Annotated in this window: 22 protein-coding genes and 2 pseudogenes; 16 read left to right on the top strand and 8 right to left on the bottom strand. The window is 71.9% G+C overall.

Annotated elements, in window-relative coordinates; all coding sequences use genetic code 11:
- Positions 1-16: 16 nt before the first annotated feature.
- Positions 17-400 (bottom strand): cold-shock protein, encoded by a 384-nt coding sequence (locus WBG99_RS19845; RefSeq protein ID WP_338897572.1) that lies wholly within the window; start codon positions 398-400, stop codon positions 17-19.
- 181 nt (positions 401-581) lie between these two features.
- Between WBG99_RS19845 and WBG99_RS19840 the strand changes: the two genes are divergently transcribed.
- Positions 582-833, top strand: a complete 252-nt coding sequence (locus WBG99_RS19840) for a hypothetical protein (protein ID WP_338897571.1) — start codon at positions 582-584, stop codon at positions 831-833.
- On the opposite strand, the gene WBG99_RS19835 is transcribed toward WBG99_RS19840, so the two are convergent.
- The gene (locus WBG99_RS19835; RefSeq protein WP_338897570.1) at positions 834-1454 is read right to left on the bottom strand and encodes a haloacid dehalogenase-like hydrolase; all 621 of its coding nucleotides are present in this window, start codon (positions 1452-1454) and stop codon (positions 834-836) included.
- Between the two features lie 140 nt (positions 1455-1594).
- Positions 1595-2644 carry a hypothetical protein gene (locus tag WBG99_RS19830; protein WP_338897569.1) on the bottom strand — a complete coding sequence of 350 codons (1050 nt, stop codon included), beginning with the start codon at positions 2642-2644 and terminating at the stop codon, positions 1595-1597.
- Between the two features lie 285 nt (positions 2645-2929).
- On the opposite strand from WBG99_RS19830, the gene WBG99_RS19825 reads away from it, so the two are divergent.
- Together WBG99_RS19825 and WBG99_RS19820 are read left to right on the top strand one after the other, a co-directional pair.
- Positions 2930-5545, top strand: a complete 2616-nt coding sequence (locus WBG99_RS19825; protein ID WP_338897568.1) for a helicase C-terminal domain-containing protein — start codon at positions 2930-2932, stop codon at positions 5543-5545.
- A gap of 346 nt (positions 5546-5891) precedes the next feature.
- Positions 5892-7532: a DNA repair helicase XPB gene (locus WBG99_RS19820; protein WP_338900407.1), complete on the top strand. Its 1641-nt coding sequence runs from the start codon at positions 5892-5894 to the stop codon at positions 7530-7532.
- A gap of 242 nt (positions 7533-7774) precedes the next feature.
- Here WBG99_RS19820 and WBG99_RS19815 read toward each other — a convergent pair whose 3' ends face one another.
- A complete protein-coding gene (locus WBG99_RS19815) occupies positions 7775-7969 on the bottom strand; it encodes a hypothetical protein (protein ID WP_338897567.1) in 195 nt (64 codons plus the stop codon).
- A 319-nt stretch (positions 7970-8288) separates the two neighbouring features.
- Between WBG99_RS19815 and WBG99_RS19810 the strand changes: the two genes are divergently transcribed.
- The 4 genes from WBG99_RS19810 to WBG99_RS19795 all read left to right on the top strand — a co-directional run bounded on the left by WBG99_RS19810 (position 8289) and on the right by WBG99_RS19795 (position 13655).
- Positions 8289-10361 (top strand): AAA family ATPase, encoded by a 2073-nt coding sequence (locus WBG99_RS19810; protein WP_338897566.1) that lies wholly within the window; start codon positions 8289-8291, stop codon positions 10359-10361.
- Positions 10362-10617: 256 nt separating this feature from the next.
- Entirely contained in the window at positions 10618-11403 is a 786-nt protein-coding gene (locus WBG99_RS19805; protein ID WP_338897565.1) for an NPP1 family protein, read from the top strand.
- 365 nt (positions 11404-11768) lie between these two features.
- On the top strand, positions 11769-12440 hold the full coding sequence (locus WBG99_RS19800) for a hypothetical protein (RefSeq protein WP_338897564.1): 672 nt from the start codon (positions 11769-11771) through the stop codon (positions 12438-12440).
- 114 nt (positions 12441-12554) lie between these two features.
- Positions 12555-13655 carry a GNAT family N-acetyltransferase gene (locus tag WBG99_RS19795; protein WP_338900406.1) on the top strand — a complete coding sequence of 367 codons (1101 nt, stop codon included), beginning with the start codon at positions 12555-12557 and terminating at the stop codon, positions 13653-13655.
- 52 nt (positions 13656-13707) lie between these two features.
- Here WBG99_RS19795 and WBG99_RS19790 read toward each other — a convergent pair whose 3' ends face one another.
- Together WBG99_RS19790 and WBG99_RS19785 are read right to left on the bottom strand one after the other, a co-directional pair.
- Positions 13708-13980 carry a DUF4031 domain-containing protein gene (locus WBG99_RS19790; protein WP_338897563.1) on the bottom strand — a complete coding sequence of 91 codons (273 nt, stop codon included), beginning with the start codon at positions 13978-13980 and terminating at the stop codon, positions 13708-13710.
- On the bottom strand, positions 13977-14351 hold the full coding sequence (locus WBG99_RS19785) for a hypothetical protein (protein ID WP_338897562.1): 375 nt from the start codon (positions 14349-14351) through the stop codon (positions 13977-13979). Before WBG99_RS19785 ends, WBG99_RS19790 begins: the two co-directional genes overlap by 4 nt.
- A 76-nt stretch (positions 14352-14427) precedes the next feature.
- Between WBG99_RS19785 and WBG99_RS19780 the strand changes: the two genes are divergently transcribed.
- The 3 genes from WBG99_RS19780 (at position 14428) to WBG99_RS19770 (ending at position 17188) form a co-directional block, all read left to right on the top strand.
- Positions 14428-15378, top strand: coding sequence for a MurR/RpiR family transcriptional regulator (locus WBG99_RS19780; RefSeq protein ID WP_338897561.1), 951 nt, complete (start codon positions 14428-14430; stop codon positions 15376-15378).
- A 150-nt stretch (positions 15379-15528) separates the two neighbouring features.
- Positions 15529-16488, top strand: coding sequence for an N-acetylmuramic acid 6-phosphate etherase (murQ, locus tag WBG99_RS19775; protein WP_338897560.1), 960 nt, complete (start codon positions 15529-15531; stop codon positions 16486-16488).
- A gap of 121 nt (positions 16489-16609) precedes the next feature.
- Complete coding sequence (locus WBG99_RS19770; protein ID WP_338897559.1) at positions 16610-17188, top strand: hypothetical protein; 579 nt, start codon at positions 16610-16612, stop codon at positions 17186-17188.
- A gap of 12 nt (positions 17189-17200) precedes the next feature.
- Here WBG99_RS19770 and WBG99_RS19765 read toward each other — a convergent pair whose 3' ends face one another.
- Entirely contained in the window at positions 17201-17416 is a 216-nt protein-coding gene (locus tag WBG99_RS19765; protein WP_338900605.1) for a hypothetical protein, read from the bottom strand.
- A 16-nt stretch (positions 17417-17432) separates the two neighbouring features.
- On the opposite strand from WBG99_RS19765, the pseudogene WBG99_RS19760 reads away from it, so the two are divergent.
- Together WBG99_RS19760 and WBG99_RS19755 are read left to right on the top strand one after the other, a co-directional pair.
- Positions 17433-17525 (top strand): annotated as a pseudogene (locus WBG99_RS19760) (DUF397 domain-containing protein); the annotation flags it as partial.
- A 95-nt stretch (positions 17526-17620) separates the two neighbouring features.
- On the top strand, positions 17621-18145 hold the full coding sequence (locus WBG99_RS19755; RefSeq protein ID WP_338897558.1) for a DinB family protein: 525 nt from the start codon (positions 17621-17623) through the stop codon (positions 18143-18145).
- 780 nt (positions 18146-18925) lie between these two features.
- On the opposite strand, the pseudogene WBG99_RS19750 reads toward WBG99_RS19755, so the two are convergent.
- Positions 18926-19705, bottom strand: a pseudogene (locus tag WBG99_RS19750) (glycoside hydrolase family 32 protein); the annotation flags it as partial.
- A 540-nt stretch (positions 19706-20245) separates the two neighbouring features.
- On the opposite strand from WBG99_RS19750, the gene WBG99_RS19745 reads away from it, so the two are divergent.
- The 4 genes from WBG99_RS19745 to WBG99_RS19730 all read left to right on the top strand — a co-directional run bounded on the left by WBG99_RS19745 (position 20246) and on the right by WBG99_RS19730 (position 24872).
- Complete coding sequence (locus WBG99_RS19745) at positions 20246-21253, top strand: LacI family DNA-binding transcriptional regulator (protein WP_338897557.1); 1008 nt, start codon at positions 20246-20248, stop codon at positions 21251-21253.
- A 405-nt stretch (positions 21254-21658) separates the two neighbouring features.
- A complete protein-coding gene (locus tag WBG99_RS19740) occupies positions 21659-22957 on the top strand; it encodes an extracellular solute-binding protein (protein ID WP_338897556.1) in 1299 nt (432 codons plus the stop codon).
- Between the two features lie 43 nt (positions 22958-23000).
- On the top strand, positions 23001-23978 hold the full coding sequence (locus WBG99_RS19735; protein WP_338897555.1) for a sugar ABC transporter permease: 978 nt from the start codon (positions 23001-23003) through the stop codon (positions 23976-23978).
- 6 nt (positions 23979-23984) lie between these two features.
- The gene (locus tag WBG99_RS19730; protein ID WP_338897554.1) at positions 23985-24872 is read left to right on the top strand and encodes a carbohydrate ABC transporter permease; all 888 of its coding nucleotides are present in this window, start codon (positions 23985-23987) and stop codon (positions 24870-24872) included.
- Positions 24873-24928 lie beyond the last annotated feature (56 nt).

Here is a 24928-nt window from a genome sequence, read left to right as displayed (position 1 = left end):
CCTGGAGTCGACGCGGCTACACGTCCAACTGGTCGGCCACGGCACGGAGGAGACCCGCGATCTTATTGCCCGCGGCGCGGTCGGGATAGCGGCCCCGCTCCAGCATCGGCGTGATGTTCTCCAGCAGCGTCGTCAGATCCTGCACGATCGAGGCGAGCTCGTCGGGCTTCTTCCGCTGGGCGGCGGCGACCGAGGGGGCCGGCTCCAGGACCGTCACGGAGAGGGCCTGGTCGCCGCGCTGACCCGCGACGACTCCGAACTCGACCTTCTGTCCCGGCTTCAAGGTGTCGACACCGGCGGGCAGTACGGAGGAGTGGACGAAGACGTCACCGCCGTCGTCGCGGGAGAGAAAGCCGAAGCCCTTCTCGCTGTTGAACCATTTGACTTTGCCGGTAGGCACGTCTGTCCTCGTCCTCGTACTCGTCGGAAACTGCTCTGAAAAGTGTTCTGGGTGGGCGCGAACTGCTCTGGACAGCACTACAGCGGGTCGCCGGACCCGCCGGTACCCAGGCTAATGGCCCGGGGGCGGGTGACAAGACGTCGGCCGACTGTTCCCTCGCGCTGGGAACTACCCTGGTCCGGTGCGTGACAAAACCCAACCGAATTCCGCCGAACCCGGTGACCGGCTGATCCGTTCCGGTGCCATCGTGTTCTTCGTCGGCGCCGTGGCCACACTCGTCACCGTGGCCCCGCTGTTCCTCGGAACGACGCCGTTCCCGACGTACATGTTCCTCTTGAGCATGCTCATGGGCGTCGGATTCCTCATCGCCGCCGCCGGAGTCCTCCAGTCCGTCGCGGCGGGGCGCAGAAGGGCGCGCGAGGCGCGTTTCTAGCTAGTACCGGTGGCCGTGACGCGCCAGCCACCGCGGGAAGGCCGTCAGGTCCGGGAGGACGACGTCGGCGCCGGCCTCCCGCAGTTCCCGTTCGTCGCACGGGCCGGTGGCCACGGCGACCGCGTACGCCTGTGCCGTGCGGGCGCCGCGTACGTCGCCGGTGTGGTCGCCGACGTACACGCCCGCGCCGTGCTCGCGCAGCGCCTCCGCCTTGGCCTCCGCCCACAGGTCCCCGACGACCGCGTCCGGCTCGATGCCGAGGTGCTCCAGGTGCAGCTTGGCGTTCGGCTCGTACTTGGCGGTGACCACGATCGCCCGCCCGCCGGCCGCCCGGACCGCCGCGATCGCCTCCGCCGCGCCCGGCATCGCGGAGGTCGCGGCGATCGCTGTCGCCGGGTACATCTCGCGGTAGAGGTCCGCCATCGCCGGGATCTCCGCCGCCGGGAACCACCGCGCCAGTTCGTCCGCCAGCGGCGGCCCCAGCCGCGTGATCGCCAGATCGGCGTCTATGTACGTCCCCGTCCGCGCCGCCAGCGCCTCGTAGCAGGCGTGGATCCCCGGCCGCGAGTCGATCAACGTCATGTCGAGATCGAACCCGACGGTGAGTACGCGAGAAATCATGCCTCCCATTGTGGGGGTGGCCCCCCGAGAGGGTGGCTCGGCCGTCACGGAGAGCGGGGCCGGCCCGGGTTTTCAAGGGCGCGGGGAACCGCGCGAGCAACCACTCCCGACCCGCACCCGGCGCTCAACGCGAACCCCGGTCACCGGGACCGCTGGGAACGCCACAGCAGATAGAGCGCGGAGGACACGGCGGCGACCCGCAGCACCCACGGCCAGGTCTCAGCCAGCGCGGCGCTCATCTCCCCCTGAGCGACCGGCTCCCCCCACCGCCCGTCCATACGCCCCCACAACCACACGACCCACCCCCCGGCCACCATCCCCGGGACCCCCATGACCGCCCACTTCGACTCAGCGGCCGTCAACCGCCGCGAGAGATAGGCGATCAACCATCCGAGCCCCAGCGGCACCAGACTGCCCATCACCGCCCCCGCGACCAACAACGCGGCGGCCAGCAACAACAGCGGATTGCTCCACCCTCCGCCGACGGGCCGCAACCGCCGCACCCACCGCCGCCGAGCCGCCCCTTCCTCCACCTCGACCGCCGAAGCCGCCCCCGCGCCCGCCTCGGCGCCCCCCGGCACACCCGCGTCCTTCTCGACCGCGCCCGCGCCCTTCTCCCGCACCGGCGGCGGCTTCAGCAACTCGGGAATCTCCACACCCCCGACGAACCCCGGCACGGCGTCCCCGAGCCCGGTCCCGAGGTCACCCCGCCCGGACCCGCCGCTCTCGCCGACCCGCCACCAGTCGGGCTGCACCCCGCCGTCGCCCAACTCGTCCAGCGGGGCGAGATGCGGCGGCAGAGCGCCCTTTCGCACCGACGGCGGCCCCGCGTCGGCGGAACGCGGCCGGGGCACGACCCGACGCAGCCCCTTGGCCCGCCCCTCCGCCTCGTCGGCCCCACTGTCCCCGCCGGTCGCCCGCTGCACGGGCACGGCGGCAGCCGGCGGCTCGGGGACGTCCCCGGGGGCGCCCGCGGCCTCCACCACCTCGTCCGGCGTGCCCAGGCGGGAGATGATGCGGCGCACGGCGGCCGGACTGTCCACCGACGCCTTGGCCCGCCGCCGGTCGATCTCGTCCCGCAGCCCCGACACCAGACGCATCCGCGTCGCCGACGGCAACTGCCGCTGCTGAGCCAGATCCCCGACCCGGCTCAGGTACTCGTAGACAACCTGGTCGCTCTCAATCCCCACGAAGCCCCTCCGGGGTTGCCGCACGTGCTCCCCCGACCGTATCGCTTCCGGGGTACGAGGCAGCCGTGCCGAACGGGAGCGCACCCCGGTGAGGGACGTGGGGAACCGCGCGGCCATCCCGCACACCCCGCTCCCCCACTCGCACCCGCCCAAACGACAGCCTCCCCGGACCCACAGCCGCCTACGAACCCACAGCCGCCCAGACCCCCACCCGCCCCGAAATACAGTCACCCCGAGCCACCGGGCGCCCCGATTCGGCGGAGCCCCTCCGCTACCGTTGGCCGGATGAGCACCGAGGAGCACACCCCCACGGAGGCGGCGCCGGCCGGCGGGGCCCCCCGTTCGCTGGCGGAGGCCCTGCGCGGGCGGGACGACCGTTCGCTGGCCGTGCTGCTCCGGGCGCGGCCGGACCTCGTCACGCCGGTGCCCACGGACCTGACGCAGCTGGCGACCCGCGCCGGGACGCGCGCCTCGGTCGTGCGGGCCCTGGAACGGCTGGACCGGTTCGCGCTGCAGACCGCGCAGGCCCTGGCCGTCGCGGCCGACCCGGCGGCGTACACCGAACTCGCGGCCCTCCTGGCGGGCGACGACGCGGACCCGGCGGTCACCGCCGCGCTGCCCCACGCGCTCGCCACACTGCGCGACCAGGCCCTCGTCTGGGGCCCCGACGACCGGCTCCGCCTCGTCCGCACGGCCCGCGAACTGCTCGCCCCCTCCCCGCAGCACCCCTCCCCCACCGGCCTCGGGCCGACCGTCGCGGAGGCCACCGCGGGGATGTCGCCGGGGCGGGTCCAGGAGATCGTCGCGGAGGCCGGCCTTGCGGGCACCCACGACTCGGTGTCGGCGGTCGCCTCCCTCACCGGCCTGTTCACCGACCGCGCCCGCATGGCCGCCCTCCTCGCCTCCGCGCCGCCGGAGTCCCGCGACGTCCTGGCGCGCCTGATGTGGGGCCCGCCGTACGGCCAGGTCACGGCCGACCCGGCGGCCCATCTGCGCTGGCTCCTGGACCGTGGTCTGCTCCTGCCCACCACCCCCGGCACTGTCGTCCTCCCCCGTGAGGTCGCCCTGCATCTGCGGGCGGGCCGGGCGCACCGGGAGGTGCGGCCCGTGGCGCCGCCCGTCGAGGCGACGGCCGCGCACCATCCCCAGGTCGTGGACGCGACGGCGGCCGGCCAGGCGTACACCGCGCTGGCGACCGTGGAGGAACTGCTGAAGGACTGGGACGAGGGCGGCCCGGCCGTGCTGCGCGCGGGCGGCCTCAGCATGCGGGACCTGAAGCGGACCGCCGTGGCCCTCGACATGCCCGAGCCCGTCGCCGCCTTCTGGATCGAACTCGCCTACGCCGCCGGGCTGTTGGCCTCGGACGGCGAGGCCGACGAGCGGTACGCCGCCACCCCCGCGTACGACGCGTGGCTGGAGCTGCCCGCCGCCGAGCGCTGGGCGCGGCTCGCCACGGCCTGGCTGACGGCGACCCGTACGCCGGGCGTGATCGGCGAACGGGACGCCAAGGACCGTACGCTGTCGACGCTGGGACCGGGCCTGGACCGTTCCGCCGCGCCCGAGGTACGCCACCGGGTCCTCACGCTCCTCGCCGGGCTCCCCGCGGGCACCTCGGCCACCCCCGAGTCCGTGCTGACCCGCCTCCAGTGGGAACGCCCCACCCGCGGCCGGCAGCCCTCACAGCCTCAGCGGCACCCCGCGCACTCCCCGCAGCGGCCCCACGCGCCGGACGATCTGCGTGCCCGTATCGCCCGGTGGACCCTCTCCGAGGCGGAGTCGCTCGGTGTGACCGGGCGCGGCGCGCTGTCCACGCCCGGCCGCGCGCTCCTCGGCCTTCCGCAGGAGACCTCCACGACGGGTGAGCTGCCGGAGACCCCGGGCGACAAGCTCCCCGCCCACCACGTACCGCTGCCGGTCCACCCCCTCCCCTCGCCCGACCCCGTCGCCGAGCAGGCCGCCGCCGCTTCCCGGGCCGCGCGGCTGCTCGCGCCGCTGCTCCCCGAGCCGCTGGACCACGTCCTGCTCCAGGCGGACCTGACGGCCGTGGCTCCCGGTCCGCTGGAGCGGCCCCTGGCCGACATGCTGGGCGTACTTGCGGACGTGGAGTCGAAGGGTGGCGCGACGGTGTACCGGTTCACGTCGGGGTCGGTGCGCCGGGCTCTGGACGCGGGTCGGACCGCCTCCGACCTGCACGACTTCCTGACGGTCCACTCCCGTACGCCGGTCCCGCAGCCGCTCGCGTATCTGATCGACGACGTGGCCCGGCGCCACGGGCACCTGCGGATCGGCGCGGCGTCGGCTTACGTGCGGTGCGACGACGACGCGATGCTCAGCGAGATCCTGGCCGACAAGCGGTCGCAGGGGCTGGGGCTGCGGCGCCTGGCGCCGACCGTGCTCGCCGCCCAGACGGACCCGGCGGCGCTGCTCGACGGGCTGCGGGCGATGGGGTACGCGCCGGCCGCCGAGTCCGTGGAGGGGGATGTCCTGATCACCCGGGCGCAGGCCCACCGCACCCCGCCCCGCACGGCCCCGGAGCCCGTCCCGGACGGCCCCCCGGTTCCGGACGACACCCTGCTGGGCGCCGCGATCCGCGCGATCCGCGCCGGTGATCTCGCCTCCACCGCGCCCCGCAGGACGACCGGCGGCCCGGCTCCGGCCGGTGCCCTGCCCCGCACGAGCTCCGCCGAGACCCTCGCCACCATGCAGGCCGCCGTCCTCACCGGCGAGGCCCTGTGGATCGGCTACGTCAACGCCGAGGGCTCCGCCACCCAGCGTGTGATCGCCCCGGTCCGCGTCGAGGGCGGCTTCGTGACGGCGTACGACCACACGGCGGACGAGGTCCGGACGTTCCCGCTGCACCGGATCACGGGCGTCGCGGAGCTGGCGGACGACTCGGCCTGAACCCGGACCGACTCAAGCTAAGGAAGACCACCGAGCTGTGCGAGCCTGGTCAGGATGCGCTGCAGTCCTGGCCGGTCGATGGCCACGCGAGAAGCCGGAGATATCGATGTCCTCCTCGACGGCTATGACGCCCCAGCCACGTGCCTCACACAGCGCCTCGCATACCGCGCGCTGGCGCTCGGGAGAAGTCGTCTCGTCCGTTTCACGCGATAGGCGAACATAGACAGCGGCGCGCATCCCCGGCGCGCTGGCCGGTACGCCCTTCCGGCGCCGGGCACGGGGCATGGCCCGAGCCGTGGCAGGTGTGGTGTCTGTCACGGTGACAATCCAATCCACGGAGGTACGCGTGTCCTGCCTAATCGTCCAGTCCGACAAGACCCTGCTCCTGGAGGTCGACCACGAGCAGGCGGACGAGTGCCGGCGGGTCATCGCGCCGTTCGCGGAGCTGGAGCGGGCGCCGGAGCACATCCACACGTACCGGGTGACGCCGCTCGGGCTGTGGAACGCGCGGGCCGCCGGGCACGACGCCGAGCAGGTGGTGGACGCGCTGGTGCAGTACAGCCGCTACCCGGTGCCGCACGCGCTGCTGGTGGACGTCGCCGAGACGATGGACCGCTACGGCCGCCTCACCCTCTCCAAGCACCCCACCCACGGTCTCGTCCTCACCACCACCGACCGGCCGGTGCTGGAGGAGATCCTGCGGTCGAAGCGGATCGCTCCGCTCGTCGGTGCCCGGATCGACCCCGACACCGTCGCCGTGCACCCCTCCGAGCGGGGGCAGATCAAGCAGACGCTGCTGAAGCTGGGCTGGCCGGCCGAGGACCTCGCCGGGTACGTGGACGGCGAGGCGCACGCGATCGAACTGGACGAGGACGGCTGGGCGCTGCGGCCGTACCAGAAGCAGGCGGTCGAGAACTTCTGGCACGGCGGCAGCGGGGTGGTCGTGCTTCCCTGCGGTGCCGGGAAGACGCTGGTCGGCGCCGGGTCCATGGCCCAGGCGAAGTCCACGACCCTCATCCTCGTCACGAACACCGTCTCGGCCCGGCAGTGGAAGCACGAGCTGGTGAAGCGGACGTCGCTGACCGAGGACGAGATCGGCGAGTACAGCGGTACGAAGAAGGAGATCCGGCCGGTCACCATCGCCACGTACCAGGTGCTGACGACCCGGCGGAAGGGCGTCTATCCGCACCTGGAGCTGTTCGACTCCCGCGACTGGGGGCTGATCGTCTACGACGAGGTGCATCTGCTGCCCGCGCCGGTCTTCAAGTTCACCGCGGATCTGCAGGCGCGGCGCCGGCTGGGGCTGACGGCGACCCTGGTCCGGGAGGACGGCCGGGAGTCGGACGTCTTCTCGCTCATCGGGCCGAAGCGGTTCGACGCGCCCTGGAAGGAGATCGAGGCGCAGGGCTACATCGCGCCCGCCGACTGCGTCGAGGTCCGGGTGAACCTCACCGACTCCGAGCGGCTCGCTTACGCCACGGCCGAGCAGGAGGACAAGTACCGCTACTGCTCCACCACCGCGACCAAGCGGAAGGTGACCGAGGCGATCGTCCGCCGCTTCGCCGGGCAGCAGATCCTCGTCATCGGCCAGTACATCGACCAACTCGACGAGCTGGGCGCCCACCTGGACGCGCCGGTGATCAAGGGCGAGACCAGCAACGCGCAACGCGAGAAGCTCTTCGAGGCGTTCCGGCAGGGCGAGATCAACGTCCTGGTCGTCTCGAAGGTCGCCAACTTCTCCATCGACCTGCCGGAGGCGACGGTCGCCGTCCAGGTCTCCGGCACCTTCGGCTCCCGCCAGGAGGAGGCCCAGCGCCTCGGCCGCGTCCTGCGCCCCAAGGCGGACGGCCACCAGGCCCACTTCTACTCCGTCGTCGCCCGCGACACCATCGACCAGGACTTCGCGGCCCACCGCCAGCGGTTCCTCGCGGAACAGGGCTACGCCTACCGGATCATGGACGCGGACGAACTCCTGACGGAGAGCTGAGGGCCGAGGGGCGAGGGCTGAGGGGCGAGGGGCCGGGAGGGGGCCGGCCCCTCGCCCCGGTCATGCGGGCGGCGAGGTGGGCCAGAGCGCGCGCGGTACCGCGTCGCCGAGCACGTGGGGCCGCCGTGAGTGCGGGCAGCGGGGCCGGGCCGGCCGGGACGGGGAAAGGGCGCGTAGGGCGCAGGTGTGGCGGCCCCGTGGCTCACGTGCGCGTCGCGCGAGTCACGGAGGCGGACGTCACCTCACCGGCGGTGTATACCCGCTTCCTCCGCGTACTCGCCGAGGACGACCACGTCGAACGCGGCGCGCGCGAAGACCTTGACGGCGCGGAGGGCGTCGGCGAGGCGGTGGCGGTTGTGGTGGCTGTCGAGGCCGGTCGCGCCGGGCGGACGGGGCCGCCCGGCGGCCGACGCGGGGATGAAGGCTGCTGCACTCATATCTCCATGGTGGAACCTCCGCCTTCGGAGTGCGTCAGTCTCCGGAGTGAACCCGCTGGGCCCCCGGCTCACTCTCAGGTCCGGCCCACCCTTGGTACCCACGGCGTAGAGACCCCCTAGGGGTAGGCAGGCGGTAAGTAATCCGTTGGCTCCACTCCCCGCCCCTCACCTAGACTCTCCGCTCTTGCCCGCCTCCCTCCCGTGGAGCGCCACCGCCCGGACGGAAACCGGTCGGCCACCACCAGGCAGTACCCCGCCGCCGGGCAGAGCCCTGCCCTCAGGCAGCACCCAGGTCCCGTAGGCCCACCGGAGGCTTCCCTTGTCCGCGCACCCCGCCGGCCCCGCGCCGAGCTCCGCCGTCGACCCCGCCGACCCCCTCTCCCGCGAACGCTCCCACCTCACCGCCTCCCGTGCCGCTCTCCGGGCCATGCGGGAGGACGTGGAGGCGCTGGACATCAGGGACGTCACCGCGAACTGGGTGAACGCGGAGGTGCTGGCGCGCCAGATCGACGAGCGGATCAAGGCGCTGGCCGACCTGAGCGGCACCCCGCTCTTCTTCGGCCGGCTCGACTATCTGCACGCGCCCGGCGCGGACCGGGCGGAGGGAGCGGAAGGGGAACGGTTCTACATCGGGCGCCGGCACGTGCACGACGCCGACGGCGATCCCATGGTCATCGACTGGCGCGCCCCCGTCTCCCAGCCCTTCTACCGGGCCTCCAGGACCGATCCGATGGACGTGGGTCTGCGGCGCCGCTTCGGATACACCGGCGGCGACCTCACCGCGTACGAGGACGAGCACCTCTCCGACCCCACCGAGGCGGCGGCCACCAGCAAGCTGCTCCAGCGGGAGATCGAGCGTCCGCGCGTCGGTCCGATGCGGGACATCGTGGCGACGATCCAGCCGGAGCAGGACGAGATCGTCCGCTCCGGCCTCTCCGGCTCCCTCTGCGTCCAGGGCGGTCCCGGCACCGGAAAGACCGCCGTCGGCCTGCACCGGGTCGCCTACCTCCTCTACGCCCACCGCCAGCGCCTGTCCCGCACCGGCACCCTGGTCATCGGCCCGAACCGCTCCTTCCTCCACTACATCGAGCAGGTCCTGCCGGCGCTCGGCGAGCTGGAGGTCGGACAGGCAACCGTCGACGACCTCGTGGCGCACGTCGAGGTGCGGGGCACGGACGAGGCGCCGACCGCCGTCGTCAAGGGCGACGCCCGCATGGCGGAGGTGCTCCGCCGGGCCGTACGGTCGCACGTCACCCTCCCCGTCGAGCCCGTCGTGGTCGTCCGGGGATCGCGGCGCTGGCGGGTGTCCGCCTACGAACTCGAAGACATCGTGCGGGAGTTGCTGGACCGGGACGTCCGCTACGGGGCCGCCCGTGAGGCCCTGCCGCAGCGGATCGCGCATGCCGTGCTGGTGCAGATGGAACGGTCCGGCGAGGCGCCCGACGACCGGGTGCAGGACGCGGTGGCCCGCAACACCGCCGTGAAGGCGGCAGTCAAGGCGATCTGGCCGCCCGTCGAGCCCGCCAGGCTGGTCCTGCGGCTCCTCTCCGACACGGAGTTCCTCGCCGTGCACGCGGACGGGATCCTGACCGACGACGAGCAGAAGACGATCCTGTGGGCGAAGCCCGCGCGGAGCGTGAAGTCGGCGAAGTGGTCCGCCGCCGACGCCGTACTGATCGACGAGACGACCGACCTCGTGCAGCGCACGCACTCCCTCGGGCATGTCGTCCTCGACGAGGCGCAGGACCTCTCTCCCATGCAGTACCGGGCGGTCGGCCGCCGCTGCACCACCGGCTCCGCGACCGTCCTCGGCGACCTGGCGCAGGGCACGACCCCCTGGGCGACGAGGAGTTGGCGGGAGGCGCTGACCCATCTCGGTAAGGCCGAGGCCCATGTGGAGGAGCTGACCGCCGGTTTCCGCGTCCCGACCGACGTCATCACCTACGCCTCCCGCCTCCTCCCCCACATCGCGCCCGGCCTGACCCCGGTCGCGTCGGTCCGTGAGAACCCGGGCTTCTTCGACGTACGGCCGAGCACGGACGACTCCCAGGTGATCGCCGCGTGCGAGGAGTTGCTGCGCAACGAGGGGTCGACCGGGCTCATCGCCGCCGACGCCCGCGTGCCCGCGCTCGCCGAGGCGCTGGCGGCGGCCGGGATCGGCTGTCTCGCGCCGGGCGAGGAGACGACGCACGAGACCCGCCTCACCCTCGTGCCGGCGTCGCTCGCCAAGGGTCTGGAGTACGACTACGTCGTGCTGGACGAGCCGCGGGCGATCGTCGACGGCGAACCGGACGAGCGGACCGGGCTGCGCCGCCTGTACGTGGCACTCACCCGCGCGGTGTCGGGCCTGATCGTGACCCACGCGGCATCTCTGCCGCCGCAGCTCTCGTAGGGACTGTGGCGTCGTCACCCGAAGGACGACCGCGCGGCGAGTGGTGGACGGCAACGCACAGGTCCTTCACATTGATTGATTCGTCATCACTCTGACACCTCCCGACACTTGTGCCCTACCCGCGGGTAGCGCGAATCTGACCTGCGCATGCCATTTCGCGCGTGCCCCCGCATCGGCACACCCCCGCCCCGGCGCCCGGCCGTCACCCCGCAGCGCAGTGGTCTCGGTCTCGGCCCCGGTCCGTCAGGAGGTCGCAGTGAAGACACGTCCGCGCTCCCGCACGTCACGTCGTATCCGCAGATCCGCCGTCACCCTCGGCGCCGCCGTCACGCTGGTCGTCGGCGTCGCCGGCAGCGCCCACGCGGCCCCGCCCGCCGCGCTGCCCGCCAACGCGGAGACCCTGGAGAGGACCTGGCAGCCGGCCTACGACTACGACACCGACGGCTGCTACTCCACCCCGGCCATCGGCCCCGGCGGAACGGTCAACGGCGGCCTCAAGCCCACCGGTTCCCTCAGCGGCGACTGTCGCGACGCGTCCGACCTGGACAACACCAACGGCTACTCGCGCTACAAGTGCGACAACGGCTGGTGCGCGATCATGTACGACCTCTACTTCGAGAAGGACCAGGCGGTCGGGGGCAGCGGCATCGGCGGCCACCGCCACGACTGGGAGCACGTCGTCGTCTGGGTGCAGAACGGCACGGCCCGGTACGTCTCGACCTCCAACCACGGCGGCTTCACCGTGCACGCCGCGTCCGCGGTCCGCTGGGACGGCACCCACCCGAAGATCGTCTACCACAAGGACGGCATCCGCACGCACTGCTTCCGCCTCGCGGGCTCGAACGACGAGCCGCCGGAGAACCACGAGGGCACCTGGCAGTACCCGCCGCTCGTCGGCTGGAACGGCTACCCGTCCGGCATCCGCGACATCCTCGTCTCCCACAACTTCGGCAGCGCCAACTTCGGCCTCAAGGACGGCAGTTTCGCCTCCAACCTCACGAAGGCGATGCCGTCGGGGATCTCCTTCAACCCCAACGCTTAGCCCTGCGGGCCGCCGCGTCGACCGGCGGGTCGTCCGGCTCTACCCGCGAGGGCCGACCAGCGCCGTACGCCATTCCCGTACGGCACCGGCGACGACCGGCGCGGTCCACCCCTCGGAGCGGGCCGCGCCGCCCATGCCGCGCTGATGGAGTGGATTTTCGCCAGGGGCCTTGGTGTCGTAGACCGAGCCGGGCTTCGGGGCCGTACTCAGTCAGCGATCCGAACCGCCGCAGTCCGTGGCCCGTGGCCCGTGGCCCGTGGCCCGTGGCCCGTGGCCCGTGGCCCGTGGCCCGTCGAGGATTGGACCGCGCGTCGCCCGCTCGCCCCGGATTTCGGGAGGTCGGAGCGGAGGAGACAATGGACGCCATGGCAGCAGACCGGCACCCCGACCTCGAAGCCCTCGGCCTCCGCTGGCTCCACGCCCTCCTCGGCACCCGGGACGGCAACTGCCAGCCGGACCCGTCCCTCTACTCCGCCGACCTGATCAAACGGTGGTCGGAGCCGCAGCGGAAGTACCACACGCTCGACCACCTGACGGCGGTGCTGGACCACATCGACGTACTGGAGGAGTACGCGGCGGACGCGAACGTCGTACGCCTGGCGGCGTGGTTCCACGACGCCGTGTACCTCCCCGAGCGGTCGACGAACGAGGAGAGGTCGGCGCGGCTCGCCGAGCGCGCGCTTCCCGAAGCCGGCGTCCCCGACGACAAGACCCGCGAGGTCGCCCGCCTCGTCCGCCTCACCGTCAGCCACGACCCGGCCGACGACGACCCCGACGGCCAGGTCCTCTGCGACGCCGACCTCGCCGTCCTCGCCTCGCCCCCGGACGCGTACGCCGCGTATGCCGCCGCCGTCCGCGGGGAGTACGGCTTCGTGCCGGACGACGCCTTCCGGGAGGGCCGGGCGGCTGTGCTGCGGCAACTCCTCGCGCTGCCGAGGCTGTTCAGGACGCCGTACGGGCGGCGGAAGTGGGAGGGGCGGGCGCGGGAGAACCTGCGGGCGGAGCTGGACGCGCTGACGGCGGGCCGGGCGGGCTGAGCCCCCGCCCGCCCGGTACGCGGGAATGCGGTTCCGCAGCCGCCGGATGCCCGTGGACACGCCCTCTGCCGCCGCAGACGTCTGATCCCTCCTATCCTCGCCGTCATGCGACCTATGGGTGGAGACCAGGTACTGCAAGCCGTCGAGCACAGCGTCGCGGCGCTGGGGAGAGTGGCTGACCGGGACTGGGAGGAGTCCACGGCGGGGCAGCTGAAGTGGAGTTGCCGTAGGACGGCGGAGCACATCGCGTCGGATCTGATCGCGTACGCGGGGCAGTTGGCCGGGCGTCCGACGGGGCGGTACGTGCCCTTCGAGATCACGACGGCGGAGTGCGAGGACAACGCCGACGTCCTGGAGGTGATCCGGACGACCGGTGCGCTGCTCGCCGCCGCCGTCAGCACCACCCCCCGCGCGGTCCGGGCCTTCCACCCGTATCCGTTCCGCGCGGCCGACCGTGAGGGGTTCGCGGCGATGGGGGTCGCCGAGGTGCTGCTGCACACGCACGACATCGCGGTGGGCCTGGGGCTCACACCGGCGTACATGCCGCCCGCCGGGCTGTGCGAGTCCGTCCTCGCGCGCCTCTTCCCGCACGTCAGGCCCGGCGACGACCCCTGGACGACACTCCTGTGGGCCACGGGCCGGGGCGACCTGCCCGGACGCGCCCCCGTCACGGAGTGGCGCTGGAGCAACCCGCTGCACATCGACGCCGACCGCATCGTCCTGCAGGGCGTCCACCCGGCAGCCGCGGCCGATCTCGCCGAGGACGGCACCGGCGGCTTCGAGTGGATCGCGGGCGGACCGGTCGAGGGGACGCGGATAGGCGCCGGGCTGGTGTTCCAGGCGTATGAGGCGGGGGTGCACCGGCCGGAGTGGGGCATGTTCGCGCTCGTCCGCAAGGAGGACGGGCTCGCCCTCGGCGCACTGGGCTACCACGGCGCCCCGGACGAGGAGGGCCGCGTCGAGATCGGCTACGACCTGGTCGAGGGGGCACGCGGGCGCGGCTACGCCACCGAGGCGCTGCGCGCGCTGGTCGGCTGGGCACGGGAGCGGGCCCGGGACCAGGGGGACGTACGGTCGCTGTTCGCGGTCGTCGAGAAGGCCAACACGGCTTCGCGGGGCGTCGTCTCGCGGGCCGGATTCGAGAAGGTGAGCGACGACTGGGGCGACGGGGAGCACGGGGAGCAGTTCGCATACGAACTCCGTCTGCTCGCCTGACGTACGCCGGGCCCGGCCGCTTTGCTTTGCCGGTGGAAGGGGCCGGCCCCGCTCAGGCCCTCGCCCCCCGCCGCTTCGGCCGGCGCAACCCCGCCTCCGTCAGCCTGCGCAGCAGCTCCTTCGAGCCCACCTCCACGGCCCCGGCCCGCACGACCTCCTCGTAACGGTGGGACGGGATGTCGTAGTGGTCCCGCTCGAAGGCGCGCTCGGGGATGCCCGACTGCCGGGCGAAGGCGTGCAGTTCGTCGAAGGACACGTCACTCACGAGGTGCGACCACATGCGCCCGTGGCCCGGCCAGATCGGCGGGTCGATGTACACGGTCACGAGGACGGCGTCCCACCGGACGCGGCGCCCAGCGACCCCACCGCCGCGACCCGCACCCCCGCCTTGTGGCACACCCACTGCGGGTCCGGCCCGAGCGCCGGCTCGACATCGAGGGCGTGCGGATCACCGACGCCGCAGACCGGGCAGAGGGGCCAGCGGCCGTACCGCTCCAGCAGGGCGTCCTGGACGTCCTGGGCGACGAGCCCGGCGACGTACGCCGCGCCGTCCGGCCACTGCTCGACCCACCAGCGGCGCTGCACGACGGAGTCCTCGACCATGGAGACGACGTCCGCCTCGGCGACCTCGTCGGCCACCAGATCGGCGAGCACGAGCGCGCGGGCGGCGTGCAGCGCCTGCTCAAGGGGGCTCACGGGGTCACTGGGGGACTCATGCGTCCATTGTGCGCACCCTTGACCGCAGCACCGAACAGAAAATATCTTTCATAGGGTGAGCGATGACGTGAAGGAAACTTTCGCGCCCACCGCGCCTGCCGCGCCGCCGGCCCCCGCAGCCCTCGCGGCGAAGGTGCGGACGCTGGCTCCTTCCATGACCCGTTCCATGCAGCGGGTCGCGGAGGCCGTCGCGGGCGACCCCGCCGGCTGCGCGGCGCTCACGGTCACCGGCCTCGCCGCGCTCAGCGGCACCAGCGAGGCGACGGTCGTCCGCACCGCCCGCCTCCTCGGCTACCCCGGCTACCGCGACCTGCGCCTCGCCCTCGCCGGCCTCGCCGCCCAGCAGCAGTCCGGCCGCGCGCCCTCGGTCACGGCCGACATCGCGGTCGACGACCCGCTCCCCGTGGTCGTCGCCAAGCTCGCGTACGACGAGCAGCAGACCCTCGCGGACACGGCGGCCGGACTGGACACGGTCCAGCTCGGCTCGGCGGTCGGCGCGCTCGCGGTGGCCCGCCGCATAGACGTCTACGGTGTAGGGGCGTCCGGCCTCGTCGCCCAGGACCTCACGCAGAAGCTGCTCCGCATAGGGCTGATGGCCCACGCGCACAGCGACCCGCACCTCGCGGTCACCAACGCGGTGCAGCTCCGCGCGAAGGACGTCGCCGTGGCGATCACCCACTCCGGTTCGACGGGGGACGTCATCGAGCCGCTGCGGGTCGCCTTCGACCACGGGGCCACCACGATCGCGATCACCGGGCGGCCGGACGGCCCGGCGTCCCAGTACGCCGATCACGTCCTGACGACGTCCACGGCCCGGGAGAGCGAGCTGCGGCCGGCGGCGATGTCGTCCCGGACGAGTCAGCTGCTGGTCGTGGACTGCCTGTTCATCGGGGTCGCGCAGAGGACGTACGAGTCGGCGGCGCCGGCGCTGTCGGCGTCGTACGAGGCACTGGCGCATCGGCATCGGATGGGAGGACCTTCGAGACAGGGAGGGCCGTCGCGATAGGCAGCGCGGCAGGGAGGACCGTGGGCGAAACGCCGTAGTCGTCTGCCGGGATCGTCGTGGCCGACAGCGCCCGCGCGGGGCAGCCGCACAGCGCTGCCGCCCGCGCCCCTGCGAGGGGCGTGTTCGCACCGTATGGAGATGAGACGCCTGATGCCTTCCCTCCCTCCCCACGCCGCCGCCTCCCCCCGCCACCTCGCCGTGCGCGCCGAGCTGGAGTCACTGACCACCGAGGCGTTCCGGCCGGAGCTGGCGGACGTCGATCAGCTTCCGACCCTCGACATCGCGAAGCTGATGAACGGGGAGGACGCGGCGGTGCCCGCCGCCGTGGCGGCGCGGCTGCCGCTGATCGCCGCGGCGATCGACGCGATCGCCGAGCGGATGGCGCGGGGCGGCCGGCTGGTCTACGCGGGCGCGGGCACGGCCGGACGGCTCGGGGTGCTGGACGCCTCCGAGTGCCCGCCGACGTTCAACACGGCTCCCTCACAGGTCGTGGGCCTGATCGCGGGCGGCCGGGAGGCCGTGGTCACCTCCGTCGAGGGCGCGGAGGACTCGGCGGAGCTGGCGCGGGCCGACCTCGACGCGCTGGCGCTGACGCCCGACGACACGGTGGTCGGCGTCTCCGCCTCCGGCCGTACGCCGTACGCGGTCGGCGCGGTGGAGCACGCCCGCGCGGCGGGTGCCCTGACGGTCGGCCTGTCCTGCAACGCGGCCAGCGCGCTCGCCGCCGCCGCCGATCACGGCATCGAGATCGTCGTGGGCCCCGAGCTGGTCACCGGCTCGACCCGTCTCAAGGCCGGCACCGCCCAGAAACTCGTCCTGAACATGCTGTCGACGATCACCATGATCCGCCTCGGCAAGACCTACGGAAACCTCATGGTCGACGTCCGCGCCACCAACGACAAACTCCGGGCCCGCTCCCACCGCGTCGTCGCCCTCGCCACCGGCGCGGCGGACGACGAGATCGAGAAGGCCCTGGCGGAGTGCGGCGGCCAGGTGAAGCACGCCATCCTGACCATCCTGAGCGGCGTCGCCCCGGACACGGCCGCGCGCCTGCTGCACAGGAGCGAGGGGCACCTGAGGGCGGCGCTGGCGGCGGCCATGACGGGCTGAGACCGGCGGACGCGGGCCCGACGGACCACCGGGACCCCGGATCCCCGGGTCCGCCAGGGCCACTGTCAGTGTCGTGTGGCACGGTGGAGGTCGCTGATGTCTCCAGGGAAGGACCGAGCCCGTGAACCACGCCCAGCTCACCGCCCTCGGCCGCGCCCTGCGCCTCCTCGGGGAGCACGGCGACGCACTGGCCGCCGACACCCCCGACGCCCGGCTGCACGAGGTGAAGGCGGACATCGGACGGGCCCTGGAGCTGCTGGACGAGACGGTCACGACGGCCGCGCCGACGACCCGCTGCGCCGAGCATCCGAACGGCCCGGTCGACGAGGAGGCCCCCGACCTCTGTCTGCTCTGCGAGACCCGCCGCCGCGCCGCCCGCCGCACCCGGCTGAACGACAGCTACGCCCCGCCCCGCCCCACCGGCCCCGCCACCCCGACCCCCTCGCGGTACGGCGTACGGGACGACCGCCCCCAGCCCCAGCAGCGCTGGCTCCCGGAGGCGTGGAACGGCCAGGTCTGGCAGCTCTGCGGCACCCCCCGCCGCGACCGCCGCGAGGCCGAGCTCTACCTCGCCGCCCAGCGCCGGGGCCCCCGTCCCGCCCCCGCCTACCGCCTGGTCTACGAGTTCACCGACTACGAGGTCCTGCGTATCTGGGGCGAGCCGGTCCGGGTGGACGCCGAGCCGCTGGGAGGCCTGTGAGCGTGCCGAGGCTCACGCCACGGAGCCGCGCTCCACGACCCATTCAGTGGGCTGGCCGGTGATCTCCGCGATGCCGTCGTAGTCCGCGTCGTAGTGCGACACGGTCACGCCGTGCCGCTCGGCCGTGGCCGCGATCAACAGATCCGCGACCGACGTACGACGGTGCTGCCCCTTGGCGGCCAGCAGCCCCTGCACCTCCACCGCGCGTATCCCGATTTCATCGGTCACCGGCAACCGGTCGAACGTCGTCCCCGTCCGCGACTCCACAACCCCCCACGGCCCGAGGCTCGTGTTCCGGGCCGAGGCATGGTCCGCGTTCGTCGACGACCTGAAGCGCGACCGGCCTCAGCCGCGCAGAGGTCAGGAACTGACCTACATGGCTCCTAACGTGTGGCTCGACCGACGGAACAGGTATCCACGGAGGGCCCATTCATGAACGACACCCTGATCACCGGCGAGCGCGCCGACCTGCTGGAGACGCTGGCCCAGAGCCGGCACTTCCTGCGCTTCGCCGCCCGCGACCTCACCGACGAGCAGGCCGGCCGGCACACCACCGTCAGCGAACTGTGCCTTGGCGGGCTGATCAAGCACGTCACCTCGGTGGAACGCAACTGGGTGGACTTCATCCGGAACGGCCCGTCGGCGATGGCCGACTTCACCGCCATGACCGAGGCCGACTTCGCCCGGCGGGCCGACGAGTTCCGGATGTTGCCCGGCGAGACGCTGGCCGGCGTACTGGCGGACTACGCCGAGGTGGCGCGCCGAACCGACGAACTGGTGGCGGCCCTGCCCGACCTCGACGCCGCCCACCCGCTGCCCAAGGCCCCGTGGTTCGAACCCGGGGCACGGTGGTCGGCCCGCAGGACCCTGTTGCACGTCATCGCCGAGACGGCCCAGCACGCGGGCCACGCCGACATCATCCGAGAGTCCCTGGACGGCGCCAAGAGCATGGGCTGACACACCGACGGGACAGGCCCCGAAGCTCGAGCCCCCAGCCCCGATCCCTCTCTTCAAGGAATGGGAGGTGGGCTTCAACCCACCCGCCCACCCCGCGCGTTGACTTGACGCGTCCGGCTTGCCACGCACGGTGACGATGCTGATACCGTGCCCACAGACGAAACAGCCCCCGCCAGGTGCTACCAACACCTGCGGGGGCTTGACCTACGAGATCGAAGAGGAAGTTCGGTCCCATGGCTGATGCCAAGCTTAGTGCTGCCTTTCTGCCCGCGCACGCGGCTCCGCACCCTCACCCGCACCCCATGGCCAACCCGGGCTACGGCCAGCAGCGTTACAGCGGCGCGCCTGGAAGACCACCTGGCGGCTGGCCGTGACCTTCATCTGCCTGCACCACCGGATCTTCCTGCAGAACACCTGCCCGGCCTGCCAGGTCCCTGCCCTTGGCGCTCTGCGCAAACTCAGCCTTCTGTCCTCACCCACGGCAGCCGGACTGCATCCCGTCCAGTGCCGCAACACCCGCACGGACTTGACCTTCTGCGGCGATCGGATGGACAGGCCGGACCACGTCATCCACACGTCCACCCCCAGTCCCGAGTTGATCGACCTCCAACGCCGGCTGCAACACCTGCTCTCGCCGGGACCGGGGCCTTGGCGAACTCATCAACCAGGTTGCCGCCGCCGAAGGTCAGACCTGGCGCCTGCCTCGCCGGGAGCCGAGCGGCCGAGAGCCGCCCGCCGGAAGTCGCGCTCGGCGGCCTGGCGCACTGACCTGAGAGCTCGTCACCTCCAGATGGACCTCAGCTGCCACGCCTGCATGTGGTTGAGGGTGGCGGCGCCGCCCTCGGCGAAGATCTCCACTCCCTGGCTGGCGGGGTCGGGGAAGATCTGGTCGGTGATCACGGCTTCGCCGCTGCCGCCGAAGACCTCGACGGACGACCAGTCGACGAGGATCCGCAGCTTGACCTTGCCGTTCTCGGCCTTCAGCGGCGCTGTCTGGACGCCGGGGAAGGTGCTGTGGAAGTCCACGGCGCCGGAGCGGGTGCGGTCGACGTACAGCTCCTCGGTCGTGGCGTCGTAGCCGATGACGGTCTCCTCGCCGTCGGCGCCGGTGCGCACCTTCAGTCCGAAGCGGTCGGCGTCCTTGAGGGAGAAGGTGGCCTCGATGTCGAGTGCCTTGCCCTTGGCCCCGCGGCTGATCAGCGGCTTGGACGTGCTCTTGACGGTGACGCCTGACGCCGTCGCCGGGCGCTGCTTCCGGAGGGACTCCAGGCTGCCCACCGGCTCGCTGGTCAGCCGGACCCGGCCGTCGACCGTGCGCAGGGCCATCTCCCGGGGAACGCTCTGCGCGCCGCGCCAGGGGGAGGTGGGGACGGCGCCGCTGTAGTCCCAGTTGCTCATCCAGCCGACCATGTACCGCTTGCCGCCCGGGGCGTTCTCCCAGGACACGGCCGCGTAGTAGTCCTTGCCGTAGTCGGCCCAGTCGGCGCGCTGCACGACGGACTTGGCGGCGGTGTCGGCTTCGGTGAACCGGTCGGCCAGGACGTGGCCCCAGCCGGCGGAGGTCTCCTAGTCCCGCGGCTCGTCGGCGCAGCACTGACTGCGGCCCCGGCGCGGACGGACCGAAAAGTGACATCCCAGCGGCGCTGACGTCCACGCAGCCGACTGGGGTGTCAACGACGACGAATGTCATCGATGACAGCGAGTGCCCGATTATGAAGGGCAATCCGGCCAGTGCGTCAACGGTTCGGGCGCGATTGCTCCGGGACGGGTCTGCGGTCCGTCGGGCATCGTCGGCGGTCGGCAGCCGCGCCAACGAGCTCGGCCATGGCGGGTTGGAGTCGGCAACCGCGCAGGTCAGAGCGGTGGCTTGGGTGGCAACCGGCAGGCTTCCGCGGCATCGTGCGAGACCGAGATCGGCCGCGTTAACGAGTTGTTTCCGGGGTGTTGACCGGTGGGGCCTCGCGGTGCTTCACTTCCGGAACCGGTACCGAAACCGGTTCCGGAACCGATGTCGGTACCGGTTCCAGGGGGCTCTGTACGATCGGCCCTTCGGGGCGGGAGGGAAGTCTTCCGCCTCTGCAGGAAGGGAGGGGAGGTGACATGGGAGTCACTATCGCCGACGTGGCCTCGCGGGCCGGGGTCAGCAAGACGACGGTCTCGCGGGTGCTGAACGGCAAGGGCGAGATCCACGAGAACACCGTGGTGAAGGTCCGCGAGGCGATCTCGGAGCTCGGCTATGTGCCGAGCGCCGGGGCAGTGGGGCTCGCCCGCGGCACGACACAGATGATCGGCATGCTGGTCCCTGACCTGGCCTGGGCCTGGGCCGGCATCGTGCAGGCGGTCGTCGAGACGCTGGAGGCCGAGGGCTTCGGACTGCGCATGCTGACCGTGAACCGCGGTGAGGAGTCACTGCGCAGGCTGGGCCTGCAGGTCGCCGCCAAGTCGTTCGACGGTTTGCTGGTGATAGAGCCCGAGGGGGCCCTGGCGGCCATCACGGAACTGCACGAAGCCGGACTGCCGGTGGTGCTGATAGACGACCGCTTCCAGCGGCCGGGATTCCCCTATGTGGCCACCACCAACCGGGAGGGCGGTGAGCAGGCGGCGCGCCACCTGCTGGACCTCGGCCGCCGTCGCCCTCTGGTGGTGACCGGTCCCGAGGAGTACGGCTGCACCCGGGAACGGCTGGGCGGCTTCGTCGACGTCTATGCGCAGGCCGGGATCGAGCTCGACCCGCGCAGCATCATCCGCGGCGACTTCTTGTTCGACAGCAGCCGGAGCGCGATCGCGCAAGCTCTCGCGGACGGCGTGGAGTTCGACGCGGTCTTCGGGCACAACGACCCCTCGGCGGCCGGCGTGCTCGCGGCCTTGCACGAGGCCGGCCTCAAGATTCCGCGGGACGTCGCCGTGGTGGGCTTCGATGACGTCGAGCTGGCGTCGTACACCTATCCGGGACTCACCACCGTCCGCCAGCCGATGCGGGAGATGGGTGAGGCGGCGGCGCGTCTGCTGCTCGACCACGTGCGCAGATCGCCGGAGGCCGCCCCCTCGCGCATCATTCCCACCAGCCTCGTGATCCGTGGCTCGACGTTACAGCCGAGCCCGAACTGACCTGACGTCATCACGGTGCGTACGTGATGGCGCCTCGCGGTCGGGCGGTGCGTTGCCGGTGAGTGACGCACCGCCCCCTGTCTCCTCGAAACCCGGCGGACCTCTTCGGCCTCGCCTTCCTCGCATCCCGTAGCGCCTGTGCCCGCGTTCACGCGGCACCGCCCACCTGCACCTCTCCGATCGCGCGTTCCCGATCCGGGACACCGAACGGTGCGCCTGGCACACCTCGCCCGGCCGCTACCCACGCCGGGTCGGATGCTCCAGCCGCGATCTGCGGCCGACCACCGATGCCGCTGTCACCACAGACGGTCTCCACCTCGTGGGCCGACCCATCCGGGCGCCGGCCCGTTCCCACCTTTCGCCGCCCCCCGCGCCTGTATCGCTCAAATGGCAAGGAGCCGCACGATGCGTATCACCACCCGTCACGCTGTCAGAACCGTCCAGACCCTGTGTGTCACCGTCACGGCCGCCCTGGTGGCCACCGGCTGCGGCCGGAGCGAGGATTCCGGCCCCGGCAACGACGCACCCGCCCAGATAGCCGCGGGCAAGGCCAAGGGGACGGTGGTCATGTGGTCCATGGGCGACACCGACGAGGACCTGAAGGACCTGGCGAAGAAGTTCGAGCAGGAGAACCCGGACGCCGACGTCAAGATCACTGCAGTCCCGTGGGACGCCGCCCACGACAAGCTGACCACCGCGATAGCCGGCGGCAACACACCGGACATGTCCGTGGTGGGAACCACCTGGATGGCCGAGATGGCCGCCATGAAGGGCTTCCAGGCCACCCCAACGTCGATCAAGTCCTCGGACTTCTACCCCGGCCAGTGGGACACCACCAAGTACAAGGACACCTCCTACGGCGTCCCGTTCATCGCCGACACCCAAGCGATCTACTACCGGACCGACATCACCACGAAGGCCGGCATCAAGGGCGCTCTGGCCGGCGACCGGGCCGGATACCTGAAGGACCTGGAGGCCATCCAGGCCACCGCCGGCAAGGAGAACCCCAAGCTGCGCCATGCCAGCGGGCTGGTGATGGGCTTCAACTCCTGGATTTTCTGGGTGCCGATGGTCTGGCAGCAGGGCGGTGACATCTACGACGCCAAGACCGGGAAGTTCACCTTCGACTCGCCCGAGGCCGCCAAGGCGCTGGAGTACTACGCGAGCGTCCCGAAGCAGGGCCTGGCGCCGACCGACAGGGCGGACAACGTCCAGGGCTTCCGGGACGGGCTGATCGCCGTTTACCAGGAGGGTGCGTGGGCCGGCGGCAGCTTCCACAAGGACGCCCCGGAGCTGGACGGCAAGTGGAAGACCATGCCGGTGCCGTACTCCGAGCAGCCGGCCGGATTCGCCGGCGGCAGCGACCTGGCGGTGTTCAAGGAGGCCAAGAACCCCGACGCGGCATGGAAGTTCGCCCAGTTCCTGACCGAGCCCGCCAACCTCGCGGCATATTCCAAGGCCACCGGCAGCCTGCCCCCCGCGCCCCAGGCGTGGACGGAGGGCAAGCTGACCGAGGACGAGAACATGAAGGCGTTCGCCGAGCAGCTCGAGGTCAGCAAGGCGCCGCCCGCCATCACGACCTGGCAGCAGATCGCCGACGCCATCGACTCCGAACTGGAGAAGCTGATCCTCGGCAAGGCCACCGTCGCCGAGGTGCAGAAGTCGCTGCAGTCCAAGGCCACCAGCATCGGCACCGGCCGATGAGCGCCGCCGCGATGAGCACGCCTCGTACGGACGGATGACATCCATGTCCACGAAAACGCTCCCCGGGCGGGGCGACACCAACAAGCAGAGCACCGCGGGGCCGGAGCCGAGCGCCGATCGCCGGCGCTTCGCTCTCCGGGGCACGGCACGCGGCCGGCAGGGGCGGGCCGCCTGGGTCCTCGCCGCGCCCTTCCTCGCGCTGTTCGCGGTCTTCATGCTGCTGCCGGTCGTGTGGTCGCTGCTGATGAGCCTGACCGACACCCAGAGCGCCGACCTGCGCACCCCGTTGAACGTGTCGTTCGTCGGCTTCGACAACTACGTGCGGCTCTTCCAGGACGATCAGTTTTTCACGGCCCTGCGCAACACTGCCGTGTTCGTCCTGGTGGCCCTGCCCCTCACCCTGGCCGCCGGGCTCGCCGCGGCGGTCGCCCTCGACCGGGGCATCCGCCGCTTCCGGGCCGTCTTCCGGGTCGGTTTCTATCTCCCGGTGATCACCAGCATCGTGGCCGTCGCGGTGGTGTGGAAGACGCTGCTGGAACCGCGTTCGGGCTTGGTGAACACCGTCCTGGGCTGGTTCGGGATCGACGGCCCGACCTGGCTGGCGGACACCCGCTTCGCCCTGCCCGTCATGATCGTGATGGCGATATGGCGCAACCTCGGCACCGTCATGATCATCATGCTGGCGGGTCTGCAGTCCGTGCCCCAGTCCCTGATGGAGGCGGCAGAACTCGACGGCGCCGGACCCTGGCAGCGGTTCTGGCGGGTCACCTTCCCGCTCCTGCGCCCCGCCCTGCTGCTGACCGCCGTCACCACCGGCATCGGCTATCTGCAGTTCTTCGACGAGCCGTTCGTGATGACCGGCGGCGGGCCGCTGGACTCCACCCTGTCGGCCACGTTGTACGCCTACAACCAGTTCGGCAACGGCAATTACGAGATGGCGTCGGCCGCCAGTTACGTCATCTTCGTCCTCATCGTGGCGCTGACCGTGCTGCAGTTCCGCGTGCTGCGAGACAAGGACTGACGACCCATGAGCACCCTCTCCACCCTCCCCACGGCACAACCGGGCACGGACCGCGTCCTCAAGCGTCGCCGCATCCGCCGGACCTGGGGCCAGCCCTGGCTGTATCTGCCGCTCGCCGGCGCCCTGCTGCTGATGATCGCGCCGTTCCTGTGGATGCTGTCCGGGTCCTTCAAACCCGAGGCCGACATCCGCAGGGTCCCGCCCGTCCTGCTTCCCACGGCGCCCACCACCGCCAACTACGGCGAACTGTTCAGCACGCTCGACTTCACGAGCATGTTCTCCAACTCCGTGATCGTGGCCCTCGCCGTCACCGCCGGAAACCTCATCTTCTGCTCGATGCTCGGATACGCCCTGGCCAAGCTGGAGTTCCGCGGACAGCGCGCCGTCTTCCTGCTGGTCATGGGGACGCTCATGATCCCCGGCCTGGTCACCTTCGTACCCCTGTACGTGCTGGTGTCCAACATGCAGCTGACCGGGTCCATGCTCGGGCTGATCCTGCCGTTCCTGGCCGGCCCCTTCGGGGTGTTCCTCATGCGGCAGTTCATCTCCACCCTGCCCGACGAACTCATCGACGCCGCCCGCGTCGACGGCTGCAGCGAACTGTCCATCTTCGCGAGGATCATCCTGCCGCTGACCAAGCCGGCCCTCGCCACCCTCGGGATCATCACCTTCCTCGGCTCCTGGAACAACTTCCTGTGGCCGCTGGTCGTGGCCCAGAACGAGAGCCAGTACACCCTCCCCGTCGGCCTCGCCCTGGCCAGCAGCGGACAGTCCTTCACCCGCTTCGGCATCCTCCTCGCCGGCGCCGTGATCGTCCTGCTGCCAGTGATGATCGTCTTCCTCCTCTTCCAGCGCCACTTCATCGCCGGCATCGCCACCACCGGCCTGAAGTGACACCTCTGCTCCCACCGCGCCGCCCCCTGCCGCACCGGTTCCGCCCGGGGCGGCGG

This window comes from Streptomyces sp. TG1A-60, from assembly GCF_037201975.1.
In the GTDB taxonomy this organism is placed as follows: Bacteria; Actinomycetota; Actinomycetes; order Streptomycetales; family Streptomycetaceae; genus Streptomyces.
Note: the sequence above shows the minus strand (reverse complement) of the source record. Positions and strands in the feature narration are given on the sequence as shown.